The organism is Wolbachia endosymbiont of Tuta absoluta, assembly GCF_059414725.1.
In genome coordinates this window covers 1-4033 of the sequence record NZ_JBNRJY010000362.1, presented here as the reverse complement: position 1 = coordinate 4033, position 4033 = coordinate 1, and the positions used below count along the sequence as shown (strand labels likewise).

The following is a 4033-nucleotide window of genomic DNA, read 5'->3' as shown; positions in this document are numbered from 1 at the left end:
CTCAACTTGGAGGACATTTGGCTAGAAAAAATGATCTAGAACCAGGCCCCATTACTATTTGGAAAGGATGGAGACGTCTCTTTGATCTAGCAGAAGGATGGCGACTTGCTCACGAACTTTATATTTGTGGGTAATAGTAAGGGCGTAATTGCTATTGGATCCCTATCACTTTTAATATTCAGTATAATCATGCCCAGTGCTTACTACTTAGTAACGCTGTCTATGGTTATTTTTTGTATTGGCTGTGGAATTTGTCAAGCAGTCATTTTCAATGCATCATTAAATATTTTCCCTGAAATGAAAGGCACAACTTCTTCTGCAATTTCATTTATTAGAGCTTCTATCATGGCTATTTTTATCGGCTTAACAAGCTACGTTTACGATGGTCAAGCAACCAGTGTAGCTATTCTTGTTTTTTTTGCAGTAGTTCTAATTTACTGTCTATTTATTGTTTTCAAGGTCTGGAAAAATCTATAATCACCATATAGATCCTTCTCATTTCTAGTTATTGCGGTAATATGTATTGTAACTTTGCTGGCTGCTCTAGATGTATCTCTTCCAAATCACCTAATCTATATTAGTTAAAGAGTATTATCTTGCTCATGCGTCTAAAGTTTGAGAGCCAATTTTCAGCAATCCAATCAAATTCCAATTTTTTTCAAACAACTGTTTCTTGCTATTTTTGTACCTTAAAAAATTTAGCTTACTTTTACGCTAGCTTGTTCAAATAGCATTAGTACGATTTACTTTTTTTGAATGTAGAGATTTTCTAGGGATTGTCCTCTTAAATTCTATAGTATCTTGTTTAACATTGAAACGAGAATCCAGTTTCAAGCATTGAAGTGACGAATCAAGAGCTGCTTTTATTCCACCACTCTCAACTACTCGAGTAGTGGACAATGGAATACGATTACTTTCGTTTATACTAATCAGCACGTCAAATTCTATGCTATTATTGTGTTGTTTGATGTTGCTAGCTCTAATTTTACCATTTCCAAACCAAAACTTTATAGAATTACTCGCATCATGATTGATGTCTGCAGAATCAGGCAAAATAGCAAAATTCGCGTTGTTTACAAATCTAGAAAACGCATTTTTGATGTCGTTAAATGTACCGTAATGGTCTATATGGTCGTCATTAATACTTGTTACAACAGCAATATCTGCAGGAATTTTTAACATAGTTCCATCAGACTCATCAGCCTCAATTAAGAAAATGTCACTTTTGCCAAGTTTTGCATTACTCTGATAGGAATTTAATATTCCTCCAACAATTACAGTGGCGTCAGCACCAGAATGATCAAAAATGGAAGCAATCATAGCTGTCGTCGTCGTCTTGCCACTTGAACCTGAAACTGCTATCACATATTTACCTTTCATAATTTTAACCAGCATGTCTGACCTATGCAAAACGGTTTTATTGTTATTTCTTGCTGCAACTAGCTCCACATTATCAGGTTTTATTGCGGAAGAATGTACAACTATTTGAGCTTGTCTAATACTACTTGCATCGTGACCAATATAGACCTCTATACCTAATTTTTGTAACCTATCTATATTGTCGTTTGATCGCGTATCACTGCCTTGAACTTTATAACTGGAATTATGAAGAATTTCAGCAATTGCGCTCATTCCAATTCCACCTATACCGATTATATGTATTACTTCTTTTTTAGTGCTGTGCATATTTGGCAGTAGACGTTTACTTATTACTAAATTTATTATAGTATAATTTAAAATCCTCATGGTATCGAACCATTTCACTAAGTACAATGATAAAAAAACTAGCCTTTCTATGTCTAATATTCGTTTTGATGAGTAGTTGTAGTTTTAGCAATAGGTGTAATCACACCGCAGGTCATTATAAAATTGGCAATAGCTATACAATAAATGGTATCACCTACCACCCAAAATACTGTAGCTGTTATGAGGAAGTAGGAATAGCATCGTGGTATGGAATAGAAGATCATGGCACAATTACAGCTAACGGTGAAGTGTTTAATCGTCACTTGATTTCTGCAGCACATAAGACCTTGCCCCTACCCTGCTTTGTTCGTGTTACTAATTTAGAAAATGGAAGAAAGCTTGTTATAAGAGTTAATGATAGAGGGCCATTTGTTGAAGGTAGAATAATAGACTTGTCAGAAAAAGCAGCACAAGTTTTAGGACTTCATAAGTCTGGGCTTGCGAAGGTAAAAGTCGAGTACTTAAGAAAGAGGTCAGAACAATTGATACAAAATACTCCTCATTACAAAAGGCAATATGAAAAAGAAATGCAGAAACGTCACCCAAAACAAAACAATGCAGAAAGTAAGGGATATGTAGCATTTTTTGTAAACGCTCAGGTAGCTAAATCAGCTGCATCAAAGCTTCGTAATCAAGGAATAGAAAATGTTAGATTGCTTTTCAAGAATGATCAATATTGCGTAAAAGTAAGTTAAAACCTGCATTACAGATTGTGTAGCATGACAGAAACTATTTGACAAATGAGAATGTTCCAAAAGCATGTGCGTTAAATTGAGAAACTATCGTGAAATATAGCAATATTTAAGATTGGTATTTTATTTGTTACATTTCAGGTAGTGACAGCTACCTCAGATGTAGCTGTAAAAAATAATCTACCACTTAAGAAATTTCATTAAAAAAAATAGCATAATCTTATTTCTCTAAAAAATACTATCTTCAACTTGAATATGTTGAAAAATATTTTGCGTATTATCCAAAAAGTCATCCTTTATAGCAGCTAGCTCGGATTGTTTTTGAGATAGATTATCTTCTATTGTTCTATTAAAACAATCAAGATCATTGCACTTTAGTTGAGAGCGCATGTCTCCATTTTCATATAAACCTCGTATAACGTCATAATATGCTCGAGTTTCATCAGTTTCTGGTTGTTGCTTTTCTTTGAGTATTGCCTTTAATTTTGAATCTATGTCTAATTCTCTTTTTATAGCTTCAGTAGAATTTTTATGATATTTTTCATAATCTTCAAAACTTTTTAATATTTTACCTTTGATTTCATTTTGTAACATCTTTAGCAAATCTTTAGCATGAGGTTTTTCAATTTTTTCCTTCCACTCATCATACGTATATTCTTGTCGACTACCATATTTTTTATCTTGACACTCACTTCCTATGTTAAACAGCTCTTTGTTACAGATTTTATCACCCTTATAAAAGTAATCGCTTATATTAATTTTATCGCTAGTTAAAGTTTGTCTAATTGCTGCTTTATTTTCTGCAAGTTCTTCTCTGTACTTGCTAATGCAATTTAGTAATTCTTTTTTGCAATCTGTAGTCATAATCTAGCTCCTTTAATAAAATTAGACCTAATTTAGTGTAAAATAATTAATATTTTATTACTATTTTGGTTATAACTAAGATAGTAATGAGAAGTTCAGTGTCTACAAAGTTCGTTTAAACTATTTTCAAAATGGGTATAATATAATTTTAGGTTAATAAAATGAATTACGATGTAATCATTTCAGGTAGTGGGCTAATTGGTCTTATTACTGCTATTGGCCTGAGTAATGACTCTGTATCTGTAGCCGTAATTGAGAAAAATAGTTTACCACGTGCAGTTGATGATAATCGAGCATTTGCCATTTCTCAAGGATCAAAAAAAATACTAGAAAAATTAGGGATTTGGCGGCTCTTAGAAGGCGAAACTGAACCAATACTTGATATATGCATATTAGATGGAGATAGTCCATTTACTGTGCATTATGACCATAAAATGGTTGGTGAAGAGCCAATGGGCTATGTAATCAAGAGCGCTATTATATGGAATGCAATCAATAAAAATTTTTTGCATAAACTCAATATATATTCTCCACGTTCCTATAAAACAATCTCTTGTGACGAAGGATACATGGAAGTTACTCTTGATAATGATCAAAAATTGATATCATCACTATTTATCTGTGCTGAAGGTAAAAACTCTAGGTTGCCAGAGTTGTTTTCTATACCAATGATAAAATTTGATTATAAACAAAATAGCATGGTATTTAATGTAAAACATGAATTACATCAC

Annotated in this window: 4 protein-coding genes and 1 pseudogene; 3 read left to right on the top strand and 2 right to left on the bottom strand. The window is 32.8% G+C overall.

Features of this window, described 5'->3' with window-relative positions; genetic code table 11:
* The first annotated feature begins 126 nt into the window (after positions 1-126).
* Positions 127-477 (top strand): MFS transporter, encoded by a 351-nt coding sequence (locus ACJ5GX_RS03855; RefSeq protein ID WP_264685825.1) that lies wholly within the window; start codon positions 127-129, stop codon positions 475-477.
* A gap of 440 nt (positions 478-917) precedes the next feature.
* On the opposite strand, the pseudogene ACJ5GX_RS03850 reads toward ACJ5GX_RS03855, so the two are convergent.
* Positions 918-1746, bottom strand: a pseudogene (locus ACJ5GX_RS03850) (Mur ligase domain-containing protein); the annotation flags it as partial.
* Between the two features lie 26 nt (positions 1747-1772).
* On the opposite strand from ACJ5GX_RS03850, the gene ACJ5GX_RS03845 reads away from it, so the two are divergent.
* Complete coding sequence (locus tag ACJ5GX_RS03845; RefSeq protein ID WP_012481726.1) at positions 1773-2441, top strand: septal ring lytic transglycosylase RlpA family protein; 669 nt, start codon at positions 1773-1775, stop codon at positions 2439-2441.
* 225 nt (positions 2442-2666) lie between these two features.
* On the opposite strand, the gene ACJ5GX_RS03840 is transcribed toward ACJ5GX_RS03845, so the two are convergent.
* Entirely contained in the window at positions 2667-3302 is a 636-nt protein-coding gene (locus tag ACJ5GX_RS03840) for a hypothetical protein (RefSeq protein WP_052264692.1), read from the bottom strand.
* 161 nt (positions 3303-3463) lie between these two features.
* Between ACJ5GX_RS03840 and ACJ5GX_RS03835 the strand changes: the two genes are divergently transcribed.
* The coding region (locus ACJ5GX_RS03835; RefSeq protein ID WP_495292719.1) for an FAD-dependent monooxygenase at positions 3464-4033 on the top strand (570 nt) is incomplete at its 3' end.